Below are 16,451 nucleotides of genomic sequence, written 5' to 3'. Positions count from 1 at the left end.
CGTTCGCCTGCTCGGCGGGCAGGGTTGGCCGAGTCGGGATAACCTTGCGAACCAAGATCAACCGGTCGTGGTGGGTGGCTTCCCCGGTGTCGGCGCGAAGCCCGAGCGCAGCTGTGGTGCCCGGCGCGCCACGGGAGAAAACTCGGGCAACTCGCCGGGGAGGGCGTTACTCGGCCGGGGTCTGAATCGATAGGGCAGGGCGGGACCGGGTGGTGCGAACGGCCGTCCGGGACACATGTCGGGAGGGCGACTCCATTATCAAGTTTGGCTTGACGGCGCACGCATTACACGCGTGTAATTTGAATGGGGTTGTTCGCACGGAACGCACGATAACGGGACCGGACGGACAAAGCACGCCTTTCGCGTGGGGGGTTGCAGCGGCGACGATGCCGGTGCGCGACAAGGAGGCAACTGAATGGACGGCCAGCTTGAGGCGGCCGACCTGCTCGGAAACGCGCCGGAGTGGCAGGAGCGGGCCCTGTGCTCGCAGACCGACCCGGAGGCGTTCTTCCCCGAGAAGGGCGGCTCGACCCGCGAGGCGAAGCGCATCTGCTCGCGGTGCGAGGTCAAGACGGAATGCCTCGAATACGCTCTCGGCCACGACGAGCGGTTCGGGATCTGGGGTGGGCTCTCCGAACGGGAGCGGCGCAAGCTCAAGCGCCGGGCGGCCTGACCAGAGGTGGGGATGGGACGGTTGGGGGCCGTCCCACCCGTGTCGGCCAGGGGGTGGCCGCGATCAGGCCAACTCGTCCGGGTCGACGCCGAGCAGGTTCGCCACCTGTTCGATGATCACATCGTGGACCAGGTCGGCCAGGTCCTCCCGGTCCATGGCCCGGAACTCCAATGGTCGCCGGTACAGCACGATCCGTGGCGGCATCTCCTGACGGCCGGGGCGACCGGGCAACAACCGGGCCAACGGCACCTCGCCGTCCTCCAGCACATCGGAGTCGTAGACGTTCAGGTCGGGCGGGACGTCCTCGACGGCGAACTCCACCCCGGCGAGTTCCTTGGCGAACCGCCGTTCCAGCGTCTCGACGGTGTCCAGCACCAGATCGTCGAAGATCTCCGCCTTGGTCCGGGCCAGCGGCACGGTGGCCGGCACCAACCGCCCACGCAGACCGCGTCCATGCCGGTCGCGGTGCGCCCGCCGGCCGATGCCGGGGCGGCGGTTCTCCGGGCTCGTCATGAGCCAAAGCGTAGCCCCCGGCTGGCTCCGGTCCGCGTCAGCGCCGGCTGTGTGGCGCGTTGCGCCACCGCACGAGAAATGTGATCACCAAGTCGGGCGTGTCGTAACGCGAACCGATGCGCCGAAGCCGGTAATGGAGATACCCTGCGCCGGTGAGGTCTCCACGGCGCTGCTCCCGCAACGGCTGCCCCCGGCAAGCGGTCGCCACGCTGACCTATGTCTACAACGAGTCGACAGCGGTGGTGGGCCCGCTGGCCGCTTTCGCCGAGCCGCACACGTACGACCTCTGTGAGCCGCATGCGCGCAGCCTGACCGCTCCGCGCGGCTGGGAGGTGGTGCGGCACGAGGGCGAGTTCGAGCCGCCGCCGCCCACCACCGACGACTTGGTGGCTCTCGCCGAGGCGGTCCGCGAGGCCGCCCGCCCCGCTCCCCGCCCTCCCCAGGAGGACCAGAACTCCTCCACCACGCCCCCCGCGTCGTCCCCCACCTCCCGCCGCGGCCACCTCCGCGTAATCCCCCCCACCCACTAACCCCCCACCCCCGGCCCTCCGGGCCCCTCCTTCTGCGTTGATCAAGAAGTTTTGGTCACCCAGAGGCCCGAAAAGAGACCAAAACTTCTTGATCACCCGGCGCGGGGTGGGGTGTGAGGGTGGGGTGGGTGGGGGTGGTGTTGTCGTATCCTGCTGCCGGTTTGTCATCGGCCGATCTTGGCCGTCACGGCGGGAGCGATCGGACCGTCGTCGCTGAGCTTCAGCCGCTAGCCGGTGCGCCCAGCCGGTCCCGCCGCCGACGAGCACCGATAGGAGTCGTCACATGCGTAGTGCCCTCCGGCCCCTCACCCGGCGCGGGATGCTCACCGGCGCTCTCGGGTCGGCCGCGCTGCTCGCGACTGGCGGCGCGGTGGCCGGCTGCGGCACCCCCGCCGCACAGCAGACCGAGGCGGGCTGCGTCAGCGAGGACCTGTCCGGCTCGGAGCAGACGTTGGCGTTCTCCAACTGGCCGCAGTACATGGACGTGGACCCCGACGACGAGTCGAAGCGCCCCAGCCTGGACGGGTTCGTCAGCCGCAGCGGCATCCAGGTGACCTACACCGAGGACATCAACGACAACAACGAGTTCTTCGGCAAGGTGCAGCACCAGCTCGCCGGCTGCCAGAGCACCGGGCGCGACATCATGGTGCTGTCCGACTGGATGGCCGCCCGGATGATCCGGCTCGGCTGGATCCAACGACTCGACCCGGCCAAGCTGCCGAACGTCGAGGCCAACATCCTGCCGTCGCTGCGCGACCGCTCCTTCGACGCCGACAACCAACTCGCCATCCCATGGCAGTCCGGCCTCGCCGGGCTGGCCTACAACGGCCGGGTCACCGGGGAGATCCGTACCGTCGACGAACTGCTCACCCGCCCCGACCTCAAGGGCAAGGTGACCGCGCTCAGCGAGATGCGCGACACCATGGGTCTGCTGTTGTTGTCCAACGGCCACGACCCGGCGGACTTCACCGCAGCCCAGTTCGACGACGCGCTGAGCAAGCTCAAGCGGGCGGTGGACTCCGGGCAGATCCGCCGCTTCACCGGCAACGACTACGCGCCGGATCTGGCCAAGGGTGACATCGCCGCGTGCATCGGCTGGTCCGGCGACATCATCCAACTCGGCTTCGACGACGAACGGATCAAGTTCGTGGTGCCCGAATCCGGTGTGCTGCTCTGGTCGGACAACATGGTGGTGCCGAACCGGGCCAGCCACAAGGCCAACGCCGAAGCGCTGATCAACTACTACTACGAGCCGGCCGTCGCCGCCCAGCTCGCCGCCTACGTCAACTACATCTGCCCGGTCCAAGGGGCGCAGGCGGAGATGGAGAAGATCGACCCGGAGCTGGCCGCGAACCCGCTGATCTTCCCGGACGAGGCCATGCTCGCCAAGGCCCGGGTCTTCATGGCCCTCGATGAGCAGCGGGAACGCGATTACGAGACCAGGTTCCAGCAGGTCATCGGAGCCTGAGGTGGCGCGGGAGACTCCGGCCGGGGACCTGCGGCTGGCCAACCTCACCAAGACGTTCGGCGCCTTCACCGCCGTCGACGACCTGAGCCTGACGGTCCCGCAGGGCTCGTTCTTCGCCCTGCTCGGCGCGTCGGGCTGCGGCAAGACCACCACCCTGCGGATGATCGCCGGTCTGGAGCCGCCGACCAGCGGGCAGGTGCTGCTCGGCGACCGCGACATCACCCGGCTGCGACCGTACAAGCGGCCGGTCAACACGGTGTTCCAGAGCTACGCGCTCTTCCCGCACCTGGACGTCTTCGAGAACGTCGCCTTCGGACTGCGGCGGCGCGGCATCCGGTCGGTCGACGGGCAGGTGCGGCAGGTGTTGTCTCTGGTGCGGCTCGACGGCTTCGAACGGCGGCGACCCGGCCAGCTCTCCGGCGGCCAGCAGCAGCGCGTCGCGCTGGCACGGGCCCTGATCAACCATCCCCAGGTGCTGCTGCTCGACGAGCCGCTCGGTGCGCTCGACCTCACACTGCGTCGCCAGATGCAGATCGAACTCAAACGGATCCAGACCGAGGTCGGCATCAGCTTCGTGCACGTCACCCACGACCAGGAGGAGGCCATGACGATGGCGGACACGGTCGCGGTGATGAACGCCGGACGGATCGAGCAGCTCGGTGCGCCGGCCGACATCTACGAGTTCCCGGCGACCGCATTCGTGGCCACCTTCCTCGGCCAGTCGAACCTGATCGCCGGTGTCGTCTCCGGCAGCAGCGGGGACGACCTGCTGGTCACCGCGCACGGCACGCGCTTCTCGGTGCCCGTCGGCCGGTCCCGCACCGACCAGGGCCCGGTCCTTTTGGGCGTACGCCCCGAGAAGCTGCGCCTGGCCGGGGCGGTGGCGCAGGTGCCCGCCGGAAACCAGCACCTCGAAGGCACCGTCACCGACGCCTCGTACCTCGGGGTCAGCACGCAGTACGCGCTGCGGACCGGCGCGGGCGCCGAGTTGAGTGTCTTCGTCGCCAACAGTGGCGACCGGCAGCGCTTCGCGGTCGGCGAGCAGGCGGTGGCGTACTGGCACCCACGGCACGCCTTCCTGCTCGGCCGCGCCGACGGCCAGGCCCGGACCACCCCGGAGCTGGGTGAGCCGGTCGGTGTGTCGTGAGTCGACCAGGCGGGTTCACCGCGTGACCGCGTTGACCCAACTGCCCTCCGGCACCGAGCGCTCGTCGCCGAGGGCCCGGTGGGGGCGTCGTCGGCTGCTGCCGTACCTGCTGGTGCTGCCGGGCGCGGCCTGGCTGGTGCTGTTCTTCGCCATGCCGGTGGGGCAACTCGCCGCCGCCAGCCTCTACGACCCCACCGGCTCGATTTCCACCGGGTACGCACCGGCTTGGGCGTTCGGCAACTATCCGGCGGCGTTGCGGGTGTACTGGCCGCAGTTCGGGCGGTCCTTCCGGTACGCCGGCATGGCGCTGGCGGTGGCGCTGGTGATGGGCTATCCGCTGGCGTACGCGATCGCGCGCAAGGCCGGCCGGTGGAAGAACCTGCTGCTGGTCTGCGTGATCGCGCCGATGTTCACCAGCTTCCTGGTGCGTACGCTGGCCTGGAAGACGATCCTGTCGGACAACGGCGCGCTGGTCGGGCTGCTGCGCGACGTGCACCTGCTCGGCCCCGACGGTCGGCTGCTGGCCACCCCGATCGCGGTGGTGCTCGGCCTGACGTACAACTTCCTGCCGTTCCTGGTGCTGCCGCTGTACGCGAGCCTGGAGCGGCTGGATCCCCGGCTGCTGGAGGCCGCCAGCGACCTGTACGCGAGCCCGCTGGCGACGTTTCGCCGGGTCACCCTGCCGCTGTCGATGCCCGGCCTGGTCGCCGGCACCCTGCTGTTCCTCATCCCGGCGACCGGTGACTACATCAACGCCGAACTGCTCGGCACCCCGAACGAGTACATGATCGGCAACGTCATCGACTCGGCGTTCCTGATCCGGCTCGACTACCCGCAGGGCGCGGCGCTGTCCTTCCTGCTGATGTCGGCGATCCTCGCGCTGGTCTTCGGCTACCTGCGCCGCGCCAGCCCCGAGGATTTGCTGTGAGCGCGGGGAGTGCGGCGGAGCGGGGCCCCGCAGTCGCGAACGGAAGGCAGACCCGGTGAGTCGGGTCTTTCGCTGGTGCACCGAACACTGGGTGATGGGGGTGGCCCTGCTGGTGCTCGGCTACCTGCTCCTGCCGATCGTCGTGGTCGCCGCGTTGTCGTTCAACCGCCCGTCCAGCCGGCTGTCGTACGACTTCAACGAGTTCACCCTGGACAACTGGCGTAACCCGTGCGCGACCTCCGACATGTGCGACGCGGTGCTGCGCAGCGTGCAGATCGGGTTCCTCGCCACCGTGGCGGCGACCGCGCTCGGCACGCTGGTGGCGTTCGCCCTGGCCCGGCACCGGTTCCGTGGCAGGTCCGGGCTCAATGTGCTGGTCTTCCTGCCGATGGCGACGCCGGAACTGGCGATGGGTACCTCGCTGCTCGCCCTCTTCGTCGCCGGTGGGGTGCCGCTCGGCTTCTGGACGATCGTCGTCGCCCACGTCATGTTCTGTCTGTCGTTCGTGGTGGTGACCGTCAAGGCGCGGCTGACCGGCATGGACAGGCGGCTGGAGGAGGCCGCGATGGATCTGTACGCCAGCGAGTGGCAGACGTTCCGGCGGATCACGCTGCCGCTGGTGTCACCCGGCATCGTTGCCGCCGCCCTGCTGGCGTTCTCGCTCAGCTTCGACGACTTCATCATCACGAACTTCAACTCGGGTACCACCGTCACGTTCCCGATGTACGTCTGGGGTGCCGCCCAGCGGGGCATCCCCCCGCAGGTCAACGTGGTCGGCACGGCCATGTTCCTGACCGCGTTGTTGCTGGTGTTCGCCACGTCGGTGGGTGGACGGCGAAGCCGCCGGGCAGCGGAGCCCGGCCCGCGTCCCTGAGTCGTCCACATCGTCCTTTCGCCCAAGCGGCGGTGGCGGGGTCGATGACGGTCAGCAGCCCGGTCGTGTCATCGGTGTGACGATCGGAGTCGTGTTGCGGCCCTGACGGTCACCTGACGAACGCGTTCGGTGTAGGTAGTCGCCGCAGCAGGGGATAGCGCCGGGAGTATCGCTGACGAGACTCACTGATGTGACTACTCCGATGACCTTTCCCGGTCCGCCGCAGCCTGTTCCGCCGTCGAACTGGTTCAGCCGGCTCAGCCCCGGCCACCGGGTCACGGTGATCCTGGGCGGAGTTCTCATGTCGTTCGTGCTGCTCTGCTGTGGCGGCAGCACCGTCGTGGGCGCGTTGGTGGGTGATCCGGAACCGGTGCGTACCGGCACCGTCGCCGACGAGGAGGCGGCCCCGGTCATCGTCGCCACCGCCGTACCCGCGCCAGCGGCACCCGCGTCGGACGATGCTGAGCCGTTGCCCGCCACCCCGCCTGCCACCTCCGGTGAACCGGCGGCGGGCGGCGCGTCCACGCCGGTGCCGTCGGCGGACGACGCGGTGGCCGAGTCGGCCGTGCCGGGCGGCGTCACCACGAGCCCGACCGTCGCCCCTACCCCCGTCGTGCAGACCCGTGACGTGGTGGAGAAGAAGGTGATCCGGCACGGCACCCGCACGGTGCAGGACCCGTCGTTGGCGAAGGGGAAGCGGGTCGTCCGCACCCGGGGCGTGGACGGCGTACGCACCCTGACCTACCGGGTGACGGTGGTGGACGGGGTGCAGACCAGCAAGAAGCTGGTCAGCTCGGTCGTGGCGAAGAAGGCGGTGACCGAGGTCGTGGCCGAGGGCACCAAGGCGGCCGCCCAGTGCGATCCGAACTACAGCCCCTGTGTGCCGATCGCCAGTGACGTCGACTGTGCCGGTGGCAGCGGTAACGGCCCCGCGTACGTGACCGGTCCGGTCAAGGTCATCGGGGAGGACATCTACGACCTCGACCGCGACAACGACGGCTGGGGCTGCGACGACTGACCCCGCCCCCGCCGGTCGGCGGGCCCTGGCGGGTCGATCTCCCACCTGACCTCCACCACCTCAGCCGCCCATCTCGCCCGCCTCGTCGGGCCGTGGTGGGCGGCTGGGGTGGTTACGTGGAGTATTGCTGCGGCGGGCACTTACGGAATCCTTAACTCCCGCCTGGGAACGTATGCCCGACAGCGATGACCACGGGGAGCGGAAGCGTGCGGGTGCTGGTGGCGGACGACGAGCGGTTGTTGGCGGACACCGTCGCCGAGGGGCTGCGTCGCCTCTCGATGGCGGTGGACGTCTGCTACGACGGTTACGGAGCGTTGGACCGGGTCGGGGTCAACCGGTACGACGTCGCGGTGCTGGACCGGGACATGCCGGGACATACCGGCGACGAGGTGTGTCGCACCCTGACCGCGTCCGGTTCCGGCACCCGAGTGCTGTTGCTCACCGCCGCCGCCGGGATCCGGGACCGGGTGGAGGGCCTGGGACTCGGTGCCGACGACTACCTGACCAAGCCGTTCGCCTTCGCCGAACTGGTGGCCCGGGTACAGGCGTTGGGCCGCCGCTCCGCGCCGGCCCTTCCGCCGGTGCTGGAGGCGTACGGCGTCCGGTTGGACGTGGCCCGGCACACGGTCACCCGGGGTGACCGCCCGGTCAGCCTGAGCCCGAAGGAGTTCGCGGTGCTGCACGTGCTGCTCCGCGCTGAGGGCCGGGTGGTCAGCGCCGAGGATCTCCTCGAACAGGCGTGGGACGAGTTCGCCGACCCGTTCACCAACGTGGTTCGGGTGACCGTGATGACGCTGCGTAAGAAGCTGGGCTCGCCCCAGATCATCCACACCGTTCCCCGGGCCGGGTACCGCATCGGCGGTGCCGAGTGAGTCCGCGCTGGCGCGTCGTGCTGGTCGGCGTGGTCGCCCTGCTCGTCGGGTACGCCCTGCCCGGCCTGACGAAGTCGGTGCTCGGTGGGGTGTGGATGGGGGCCGAGGGGTTCTGTCGCTCCGGGCTGCCCGGGATGAGTCTGGTGTGCCAACCGGCACGGGAACTCAGCACGCTGGCCTTTCCGCTCACCAGGTTGGCCGTCCTCGTGGTGTTGGTCGCCGCGATCTGGGCCACGGCACGGTGGTGTCTGCGTCCGGTGCGGGACCTGGCCGGGCCGATCGCCCAGGTCGGGCCGCAGAACCTTGGTCACCGGCTCTGCCCGCGTGGCGACGACGAGCTGGCCCGGCTGGCGCGCGCCATCGACGAGATGATGGAGCGCATCGCGGCAGGCTACGAGGGGCAACGGCGGTTCGCCGCGAACGCCTCCCACGAGCTGCGTACGCCGTTGGCGGTGCAGCGGACGCTGATCGAGGTCGGTATGTCCCGGGCGCTCACCGGGGAACAGTTGGAGCTGCTGACCGGGCAACTGCTGGAGACCAACGAACGCAACGAGCGGCTCATCGAGGGGCTGCTCGCGCTCAGCGAGAGCGACCAGGGGCTGCGCTCACGTACCGCGCAGCGGCTCGACCAGGTCGTTGCCGGGGTGCTGGCCGCCTACCAGGACCGGATCACCGAGGCCGGGGTGACGGTGCAGAGCCATCTGGAACCCCGCACGGTGCTGGGCGAGCGGGTACTGCTGGAACGCCTGGTGACGAACCTCGTCGAAAACGCGATCAAGTACAACCGGCCGGGCGGCACCATCACCGTCACGGTCGGCCGCAGTCCGGCCCTCACCGTGGTCAACACTGGCCAGGTGGTGCCCGCTGAGGCGGTGTCCGGGCTCTTCGAGCCGTTCCGCCGCCTGGCCCGGGACCGTACGAACCACAGCGGCGGTGCCGGCCTCGGCCTGGCCATCGCCCGCTCGATCACCCAGGCGCACGACGGCCTGATCTCCGCCCGTCCGGCCGAGTACGGCGGGCTGCGGGTGGATGTCGAACTACCCACCACGACCTGACCCGGCCGCCCGGCCGGTAACACAGCGCACCACCGCCCACGGGGCCGCACGTCCAAGGGCGGCTGCATCCTGCTGGTCCTGCTCTGGCACGTGATCGTCAAGGACCACCAGCAGATCGACTGATCGCCGGGCTGGACGGTACTGCCCGGCTCGACCTGCCCGGCCGGCGCGCTTCCGCCCGCGACCAACCATCCCGACCACTCCCGTCGAGCCTGCCCGACGCCGCAGCGCCGACGGGCCTTCGACGATCGACTTTCAAGGAGAGCAGATGTCCCACACCGATCCGTCCGGAGCCGCTCCGGACGTGCCGGAGGCGGCCCGGTGGCTGGCCGGGCGGGTACTGCGTACCCCGGTGTTGCGCGCACCCGCCATCGACCGGCTGGCCGGCGCCCGGGTGTTGCTGAAGGCGGAGAACCTCCAGGCCGGTGGTTCCTACAAGATGCGTGGCGGGCTGTTCGCGGTGGGCCGGCTGGCAGCGGCCGGGCACGCCGGGGTGGTCGCCCAGAGCACCGGCAACCACGCGGTGGCGGTGGCGCTTGCGGCGCGGCGGTTCGAGCTGGCCGCCACGGTGGTACTTCCGGTCGACGCGGCATCGACGAAGGTGGCCAGGGCACGCGCGGCGGGCGCCCGGGTGGTCCTCGCCGGTACGACGGTCGAGGAGCGGTTGGCCGTGGCGCGCCGGGTGAGCGACGAGACCGGTCACCCGATCGTCGACGCGTACGACCATCCGGACGTCATCGCGGGACAGGGCAGCGCCAGCCTCGAACTCATCGAGGAGGCCGAGCGGGCCGGTACCCCGTTGGACGCCCTCGTGCTGCCGGTCGGTGGCGGCGGTGGCGCGGCGGGTGCCTGCCTGGCCGCGACAGGTCGGCAGATCGAGGTGTACGGCGTGGAGCCGCACGGCTGCGACTCGCTGGCTCGCAGCCTGGCCGCCGGCCGACCGGTCCCGGTCATCCCGGGGCAGACGATCGCCGACGGACTGCGTCCGTCCTGTGTGGGCGAGCTGCCCTTCGCCGTCCTGCGCAACCGGCTGCGTGGCGTGGTGCGGGTGGACGACGACGAGATCGCCGAGGCGTTCCGGTTGCTCCTGCTGGAACTGAAGGTGCTGGCCGAACCGTCCGGGGCGGCGGGATTGGCCGGAGCCCTACGGCTCGCCGCCGCCGGGGCGCTGTGGCCGAGCGGCCCGGATGGGGGGCTGCGGCCAAACGGCCCGGATGAGCCGCTGCGGCCGAGCGGCCCAGCCGGGGGGAAGCGGCCGGTCGGCGTGGATGAAGGGGCACCGGCGCTGGCTGCCGGTCGGCGTCGGCGGCGCACGGTCGGCGTGGTGCTGACCGGCGGAAACGTGGAGGCGGAACTGGTCGCCCGGTTGGCGGCTACCGCCCGACGTGCGGCAGAGGTGGCAGTGGCGTGAACGAGTTGATCAGCAAGACGTCGGGTCTGGGCCGTGGGCGAGTAGAGCGAGGCGAGGGCATGAGTGCACCAGTACGGATCGGAATCCTGTTCGGCGGCCCGTCGGCGGAGCACGACGTCTCCTGCGCGTCGGCGCTCGGCGTGGCCCGAGCGCTGGCCGGCGGCGAGTACCGCGTCGTCGCCATCGGGGTCACTCACGACGGTGGGCTGCGGCTCGTGCCGGACGCGGCGCTGTCCGGGTTCCTCGGCGGTTCGGTCGGCGAGCGGGCCATAGACGACCGGCTGACGGTGATCGGTCCAGCGGTGGAACTGCGGGCCGGGCCACGTGCCGGTACGGCGGTGGTGACCGCGATGGACGATTCGGGCCTGGTGCACGCCGAACTGGACGTGGTCTTCCCGGCGTTGCACGGCCCGTTCGGTGAGGACGGGGTGGTGCAGGGGCTGCTCGAATCCCTGGGCGTGCCGTACGTCGGGTGCGGCATCCTCGCCTCCGCCGTCGGGATGGACAAGGTGGCGATGAAGCGTGCCCTGCGGGCCGAGGGGGTGCCGATCACGCCGCACGTCTCCTTCGACGCGACCACCTACCGGACCACGTCGGAGCCGGAGAAGCTGGTGTTGGGGCTGCGCAGGCCGCTGTTCGTCAAGCCGGCCCGGATGGGTTCCTCGATCGGCATCTCCCGGGTGGCCGAGGGGGACGACCTGGCGGCGGCGATCGAGGAGGCGCTGCGACACGACACGGTGGTCGTGGTGGAGCAGGGGGTCGACGGCCGCGAACTGGAGTGCGGGGTGCTCGGCGGTACCCGTCCGGAGGCGTCGGCGGTCGGCGAGGTGCGGGTCAGCGGCGGCTGGTTCGACTACCGCCAGAAGTACTTTGGCGAGACCGACCCGATGGTGGTCCCGGCTGCCCTGTCGCCCGAGGTGACCGAGCGGATCCGGGAGCTGTCGGTACGGGCGTTCGCCGCGATCGGCGGCTGGGGCCTGGCCCGGGTCGACTTCCTCTACGACGAGGACGCCGCCGAGCTGTACGTCAACGAGTTGAACACCATGCCGGGGTTCACCGCGCACTCGATGTACCCGAAGGTGTGGGCGGCGTCCGGTCTCGACTACCGGAAGATCCTGGACCGCCTGGTCGCGCTGGCCTTCGCCCGGCACGCGGAGCGGCCGAGCCGGGGAGGCCGACGGTGATCCTCCTCTGCGATCCCCGGGTCGCGGCGGTGCCCGGTGCCGACGACGGTGAGCCGCTGGTCGACCTGCGTGAGGTCCCCGAGTTGCGGCTGGACGAGCGGGCCGCCGACCCGATCGGCGCGTACGCCCGGCTGCGCCGACCGGTGGTGGACCGTCTCCTCACCGCGCAGCGCGCGTTGCCCGACGGGTTGCGTCTACTGATCATCGAGGGTTATCGGCCCTACCAGGCGCAGCTGGCCATCTTCACCGGCTACCAGGAGGAGCTGCGGCGACTCCACCCGGACTGGTCGCCGGAGCGGCTGCACCGGGAGACCACCAAGTTCGTCTCGCCGGTGGAGGTCGCACCGCACAGCACCGGTGGCGCGGTGGACCTGACCCTGTGCACCGCCGACGGCGTCGAACTGGACATGGGCACCGAGGTGGATGCCACCCCGGAGGCGAGTGGCGGCGCTTGTTTCACCGCGGCGTCGTCGATCGGGGCTGACGCCCGTCGGCACCGGCAGATCATGGCGGGTGCGCTGCGCGGAGCCGGCCTGGTGAACTACCCGACCGAGTGGTGGCACTGGTCGTACGGCGACCGCTACTGGGCGTTGTTGACGGGTGCGCCGAGCACCCGTTACGGACCGGTATGACCGGTGCTGTCGAAACGTGTTTCGATAAGTGTCACGTCGCTGAACTGGAAGCCGCCTCCCGGCCGTACCAGCCCTCGAACACATGGTGTGAGGACTGGAGGAACAGGTGAAGCTGGAGCGGAAGCACATGCTGGCGGCGGGGGTGGCGGTGGTCGCCGCGGCGACGCTGGCGGTAGGCACCGGACTCGGATTCGCTGACAGCGCACCGACCCGGTCGAGCGTCTGCTCGGGATCGATCACATTCTCGGCCGAGAGTGGCGCACCGGCCGCCACCAGCAACCAGTTCCCGGTCGGTACCCGGCTGCGGGTGACGAACCTCGACAACGACAGGTCGGCGGAGCTGACAGTGGTCGGGCCCTCGGGCAGCTGCGTGCTGCTCAACGCCGCTGCCATGGACCTCGTCCGCGAGCCCGGCAAGAACGTGATCCGGCGCAACGTGGTCGAGCGGATCGGTGAGGTCGCCGTGCAGCCGGACGCGCCACAGCCGGGGAAGGTCGGCGACCGTCCGGGTTCGGCCTCACCGCCGGCGGCCCGCCCGGTCACCGGATCGGCCTGCCAGGGGGCGATCACCTTCTTCGACGAGGCCGCCGGACCGGCTGCGACGAGCGACCGCTTCCCGGTCGGTACCCGGCTGCGGGTGACCAACCTGGACAACAACAAGTCGACCACGGTCACCATCACCGGTCCGTCGGGCAGTTGCGTGCTGCTGAACTCGGCGGCGATGGAGCAGATCCGGGAGCCGGGCAAGAACCTGGTGCGCAAGAACACCGTCGAGATCCTGCGCTGAGCGCACACCGGGCGGCGGTGGTGTCGACGCGTGGCGCTGCGGGCCCGGCGAGAGCGCAATAGGCTCGTGGGATGGCAGCACCGGAGAAGAAGGGCGGTGACCGACGGTTCTGGGCCTGGCCGGTGGGAATCCTGCTCGGCTTGGTGATCGGCATGGCGGCGCTCGACGGTGCCGCCGGAATCGGCATCGGGATAGGCATGGGCATCGCGTTCGCCCTGGCGTTCGATGCGACGGGTCGCGGAGGCGACAAGCCCGACCCCGACAGGCTCGGCTCGGACAGGCCCGATCCCGACAGGTCCGGGACCGACGGGCACCGCTCCGACAGGTCTGACCCCGGCGGCCATGGCTCCGACGGGTCTGGATCGGAGCAGGGGCCGGGCCGCCAAGCGTGATCGGTGGGTGGCCGTCGACGTGGTGCGGCGCACATGCGGGGTGCTCGATGAAAGGCCGACGTCTGGCCCCGGTAGTAGCCTGACCGGCGTTCCCCCGTCGGGGGAGGAACGGTGGTTGATCATGTCGGTACGTCGGCACACGGCGCGGCTCGCAGCGATCTGCGTGTTCCTGGGTGCCCTGGTGGCGCTCGGTGGTGCGCCCGCGCACGCCGACGAGGACCGGGTGCGGGTGCGTTCGGCGAGCAGCCTCACCGCGGGCCGTTCCGCCGGGAACGTGACGGTGGAGGTGCGCAGGCGCACCGACGGGTGCGTGCGGGTACGCACCGCGCTGGGTCTGAGCCTGCCCGACGTACGGGTCGACCAGGTGGCGGTGCAGGCGAACGTGGGCGGTAGCTGGGTGCCGGTGGGCGTCTCCGGCGGCACGGGACTGGTCACCACCGCACCGGTCGCCCCCGACAAGGACGAGCTGTGCAAGGGCAAGCGGGCGAACATGCGGTACCGCATCGCCTTCGCCGCCGACGCCCCCGGTGGGCGACTGGTGGTGACCGGCGAGGCGACCACGGCACGGGGCGTCGTGCTGGGCCGGGCGGCCACGTCGTCGCGGGTGGTGGGCGGGCGGGTCACGGCCTCGCCGTCGCCGTCGCCCACCCCCTCGCCCAGCGAGGAGGTGCTTGAGGAGCCGACCGTAGAGGCGTCGCCGACCGTGGCGCTCGCCGCCGAGAAGACCGACGGTCTCGCCCAGACCGCTCCGGAGTCCTCCGGCGGATCACCGGTGATGTACTTCGGCATCGCGATGGTCGCCGCCGGTGCGCTGCTCATCGGGCTGTTGATCCACCGCTCCCGCAAGGAACGCAAGGCTCGTCGCGGTTCGGCTGCGGGATTCGAGATTCCGCAGCCGCGCAACCCGGGCGGCACCACCTACCGGTCCGGTGGGCAGGGTGCCGCGCCGGTCGTACCCCCACTCGGTGCCGCGCCGATCCCGCCGGGCACCGCGCCGGCGTCGCCGCCAAAGCCGGCGGGCGGCGCAGCGCCCGGTCAGACGTACGGGACGAGCCGGCCCGGCACACCACGGGTCTACGGCGGCACCCCGGCACCCCGCCCGACCGGCGGTCTGTACGGTGCCCGACCGGCCGACCCGAGCGAGGCGCCCCTGCCGGGTGATCCGGCTGGTCAGACTCGACCGATCCCATCCGGCACGTCCGCCCGTGCGGCTGTGCCACCGGCGCGGACCGTTCCGCCCACCTCCGCGCCACCGGCCTCCGCCCCGGCCGCGCCGCTGTCCGACCCGGGGCGCCCCGGGGTCGGTCGGGCCGCGCCGCCGTCCGGCCCGGCCGCGCCGGTCTCGGGCGCACCGGCCGGATTCGCCGCCGTTCCGCCGACCGCGCCCGGCCAGCGGCCCGGATATCCGGACGGGTCACCGGGTGCCGAGAAGGGCGACGAGTCGGAGTACGGGCACGGGCTCGGCGGCTGAGCCGGGGTGGCTGCCCCCACTCCGATACGCTCAGGTTCGTTGACGACCCGCAGGCGAGGAGTGGAACCGGTGGCTGATCTGTCCCGGATCGTGAAGGCGTACGACGTCCGTGGGACGGTGCCGGAGCAGTGGGACGAGCGTGTCGCAGGTGCGCTCGGTGTCGCCTTCGCGCAGATGCTCGACACGGCCGGTGAGCCGGGGCAGGCCGTGCTGATCGGGCACGACATGCGGGCCTCCGGCCCCGGACTGGCCGCCGCCTTCGCCACCGGCGTACGCGCCGAGGGACGCCCGGTCATCGAGATCGGGCTCGCCTCGACCGACATGGTCTACTACGCCTCCGGTGCGCTCGGGTTGCCCGGGGCGATGTTCACCGCCAGCCACAACCCGGCGCAGTACAACGGCATCAAGCTGTGCCACGCCGGCGCTCGCCCCGTCGGGCAGGACAGCGGGCTGGCCGAGGTCCGCGACCGGGCCCAGGCGTTGCTCGACAAGGACGAGCCGCTGGGTGAGCCGACCGCCCCGACGCAGCGGCGTGACCTGCTGCCCGACTACGCGGCACACCTGCGCACGCTGGTGGACCTCGCCAATATCCGGCCGTTGACGGTGGTGGTGGACGCGGGCAACGGAATGGGCGGGCACACCGTGCCGAGTGTGCTCGGCGACGCCGTCCTGGAGGCCCTGCCGCTGCGGATCGTGCCGTTGTACTTCGAGTTGGACGGCACGTTCCCCAACCACGAGGCCAACCCGCTGGATCCGGCCAACCTGGTCGACCTGCAACGCGCGGTGGTGGCACACGGTGCGGACATCGGCCTGGCGTTCGACGGCGACGCGGACCGGTGCTTCGTGGTGGACGAGCGGGGTGAGCCGGTCTCCCCGTCGGCGATCACCGCCCTGGTGGCGGCCCGGGAGTTGGCCAAGCATCCGGGCGCGACGGTCATCCACAACCTGATCACCTCCAGCGCGGTGCCGGAGATCATCCGCGAGCACGGGGGTGAACCGGTGGTGGCCCGGGTCGGTCACTCGTTCATCAAGGCCGAGATGGCGCGTACCAACGCGGTCTTCGGTGGTGAGCACTCGGCGCACTACTACTTCCGGGACTTCTGGTTCGCCGACACCGGCATGTTGGCGGCGATGCACACCCTGGCGGCCCTCGGCGAGCAGCCGCTGCCGTTGTCCACGCTGGCCGCCGAGTACGAGCGGTACGTCGCCTCGGGTGAGATCAACTCCACCGTGGCGGACCAGGCCGCCAAGGTGGCCGAGGTGCGTGCCGCGTACCCGGAAGCCGAGGCCGACGAGATGGACGGACTCACCCTGCGTTTTCCCGACGGGGCGTGGTTCAACCTGCGCGCCTCGAACACCGAGCCGCTGCTGCGGCTCAACGTCGAGGCACCGACCGCCGAGCGGATGGCCGCGCTGCGCGACGAGGTGCTCGACCGGGTACGCCGATAAGATCGCTCGGGCCGGTCGGCACCGCCGACCGGTGTAGCCGCATACGT

The 16,451-nt window shown here is 71.0% G+C and carries 17 protein-coding genes; 16 read left to right on the top strand and 1 reads right to left on the bottom strand.

Annotated elements, in window-relative coordinates; genetic code table 11:
* The first annotated feature begins 415 nt into the window (after positions 1–415).
* Entirely contained in the window at positions 416–673 is a 258-nt protein-coding gene (locus tag FF096_RS04330) for a WhiB family transcriptional regulator (protein ID WP_013731688.1), read from the top strand.
* A gap of 63 nt (positions 674–736) precedes the next feature.
* Here the strand turns inward: FF096_RS04330 and FF096_RS04325 are convergent, their stop codons facing one another.
* Positions 737–1,186, bottom strand: a complete 450-nt coding sequence (locus FF096_RS04325; RefSeq protein WP_155215089.1) for a metallopeptidase family protein — start codon at positions 1,184–1,186, stop codon at positions 737–739.
* Between the two features lie 152 nt (positions 1,187–1,338).
* On the opposite strand from FF096_RS04325, the gene FF096_RS04320 reads away from it, so the two are divergent.
* The 15 genes from FF096_RS04320 to FF096_RS04250 all read left to right on the top strand — a co-directional run bounded on the left by FF096_RS04320 (position 1,339) and on the right by FF096_RS04250 (position 16,404).
* The gene (locus tag FF096_RS04320) at positions 1,339–1,716 is read left to right on the top strand and encodes a DUF3499 domain-containing protein (RefSeq protein WP_309222653.1); all 378 of its coding nucleotides are present in this window, start codon (positions 1,339–1,341) and stop codon (positions 1,714–1,716) included.
* Positions 1,717–1,999: 283 nt separating this feature from the next.
* The gene (locus FF096_RS04315) at positions 2,000–3,184 is read left to right on the top strand and encodes a spermidine/putrescine ABC transporter substrate-binding protein (RefSeq protein WP_155215088.1); all 1,185 of its coding nucleotides are present in this window, start codon (positions 2,000–2,002) and stop codon (positions 3,182–3,184) included.
* Complete coding sequence (locus tag FF096_RS04310) at positions 3,129–4,331, top strand: ABC transporter ATP-binding protein (protein ID WP_155215087.1); 1,203 nt, start codon at positions 3,129–3,131, stop codon at positions 4,329–4,331. The genes FF096_RS04315 and FF096_RS04310 overlap by 56 nt, the downstream gene beginning before the upstream one ends.
* Positions 4,332–4,353: 22 nt before the next feature.
* Entirely contained in the window at positions 4,354–5,259 is a 906-nt protein-coding gene (locus FF096_RS04305) for an ABC transporter permease (protein ID WP_309222651.1), read from the top strand.
* Positions 5,260–5,314: 55 nt separating this feature from the next.
* Positions 5,315–6,133 (top strand): ABC transporter permease, encoded by an 819-nt coding sequence (locus FF096_RS04300; RefSeq protein WP_309222650.1) that lies wholly within the window; start codon positions 5,315–5,317, stop codon positions 6,131–6,133.
* A gap of 202 nt (positions 6,134–6,335) precedes the next feature.
* Positions 6,336–7,151, top strand: a complete 816-nt coding sequence (locus tag FF096_RS04295; RefSeq protein WP_155215341.1) for a G5 domain-containing protein — start codon at positions 6,336–6,338, stop codon at positions 7,149–7,151.
* A 206-nt stretch (positions 7,152–7,357) separates the two neighbouring features.
* A complete protein-coding gene (locus tag FF096_RS04290) occupies positions 7,358–8,023 on the top strand; it encodes a response regulator transcription factor (RefSeq protein WP_309222766.1) in 666 nt (221 codons plus the stop codon).
* Complete coding sequence (locus FF096_RS04285) at positions 8,020–9,078, top strand: ATP-binding protein (protein WP_309222649.1); 1,059 nt, start codon at positions 8,020–8,022, stop codon at positions 9,076–9,078. Before FF096_RS04290 ends, FF096_RS04285 begins: the two co-directional genes overlap by 4 nt.
* Before the next feature lie 268 nt (positions 9,079–9,346).
* Positions 9,347–10,489 (top strand): threonine/serine dehydratase, encoded by a 1,143-nt coding sequence (locus FF096_RS04280; RefSeq protein ID WP_230462276.1) that lies wholly within the window; start codon positions 9,347–9,349, stop codon positions 10,487–10,489.
* 59 nt (positions 10,490–10,548) lie between these two features.
* On the top strand, positions 10,549–11,673 hold the full coding sequence (locus FF096_RS04275) for a D-alanine--D-alanine ligase family protein (protein WP_155215085.1): 1,125 nt from the start codon (positions 10,549–10,551) through the stop codon (positions 11,671–11,673).
* The gene (locus FF096_RS04270) at positions 11,670–12,305 is read left to right on the top strand and encodes a M15 family metallopeptidase (RefSeq protein WP_309222648.1); all 636 of its coding nucleotides are present in this window, start codon (positions 11,670–11,672) and stop codon (positions 12,303–12,305) included. The genes FF096_RS04275 and FF096_RS04270 overlap by 4 nt, the downstream gene beginning before the upstream one ends.
* Positions 12,306–12,411: 106 nt before the next feature.
* A complete protein-coding gene (locus FF096_RS04265; protein ID WP_309222647.1) occupies positions 12,412–13,092 on the top strand; it encodes a hypothetical protein in 681 nt (226 codons plus the stop codon).
* A 71-nt stretch (positions 13,093–13,163) separates the two neighbouring features.
* Positions 13,164–13,484 (top strand): hypothetical protein, encoded by a 321-nt coding sequence (locus FF096_RS04260; RefSeq protein ID WP_155215084.1) that lies wholly within the window; start codon positions 13,164–13,166, stop codon positions 13,482–13,484.
* 121 nt (positions 13,485–13,605) lie between these two features.
* Complete coding sequence (locus tag FF096_RS04255; protein WP_155215083.1) at positions 13,606–14,955, top strand: hypothetical protein; 1,350 nt, start codon at positions 13,606–13,608, stop codon at positions 14,953–14,955.
* A 69-nt stretch (positions 14,956–15,024) separates the two neighbouring features.
* Positions 15,025–16,404: a phosphomannomutase/phosphoglucomutase gene (locus FF096_RS04250; protein ID WP_309222646.1), complete on the top strand. Its 1,380-nt coding sequence runs from the start codon at positions 15,025–15,027 to the stop codon at positions 16,402–16,404.
* Positions 16,405–16,451 lie beyond the last annotated feature (47 nt).

Source organism: Micromonospora sp. CP22 (assembly GCF_009712475.1).
Classification (GTDB): Bacteria; Actinomycetota; Actinomycetes; order Mycobacteriales; family Micromonosporaceae; genus Micromonospora.
The sequence above is the reverse complement of the archived record's forward strand: the minus strand, read 5'-3'. Positions and strand labels throughout refer to the sequence as shown.